This window comes from Helicobacter sp. T3_23-1059, from assembly GCF_053654515.1.
Genome location: NZ_JBSIUV010000192.1, coordinates 1 through 675, shown reverse-complemented (window position 1 = coordinate 675; position 675 = coordinate 1). Strand labels below are relative to the sequence as shown.

The 675-nt window shown below is 35.9% G+C and carries 2 protein-coding genes; both read left to right on the top strand.

Translation table 11 applies throughout. From position 1 onward, the window contains the following. Positions 1 to 474, top strand: a 474-nt coding sequence (locus ACWIX0_RS13995) for a hypothetical protein (protein ID WP_454174587.1), incomplete at its 5' end; no start/stop codon positions are given. Further along, positions 467 to 675, top strand: a 209-nt coding sequence (locus ACWIX0_RS13990) for a hypothetical protein (RefSeq protein WP_454174586.1), incomplete at its 3' end; no start/stop codon positions are given. The genes ACWIX0_RS13995 and ACWIX0_RS13990, both read left to right, overlap by 8 nt.

Here is a 675-nt window from a genome sequence, read left to right as displayed (position 1 = left end):
TCTTTAGAAACTTGCAATACAACAGAAGCCACAAAAGGTAATGAATCCGCTTTGTATGATGAGTGGGTTAAACAATGGGGAAATCACAAATGGGACAATCGCTCCAGCAACCCTGTCGCTACAAATAAAGCGTATTCATTTGATAGCGCATATATCATCGTTGATATGATTAAGGCAGATGACATTGCTGGGTTGGAGCTTATTTATAAAGCGTTAGAAAAGGACAAGGAGCATAATATGGCGTTTTTAAATGGCATTATCGGTGCGCCTACCTTTGAGCAACAAGCCATAGATTCGGCAAATGTAAGCGCACTTGAATTTTTGCTGAAAAATCATATAGCAGATGATGAAAATTTGAGCGACTATGCTAATGAAAAGCTCAATGAAGCAAAATCTAGTGGCGATTCTAACGCCGTGCGAAATTATGTAAAAATTATTGAGATTTTAGAAAACACAAGGATAACAAATGAGTAATGCTTTTATAGAATCTGTGAAAAAAAATCAATACTATCAAGTTCCCCTATCTGAAATGTATTATTACAGCACAAAATATTCTCATCTTAATGATGAGGAATTAAAAGAATATTTTTGCTCTGCATTCATACCATACATTCATACATTTCCAAAAGTAACCGACACCTTGCATTTCAAAGGCAACCTCCGCATTTCTTGGAG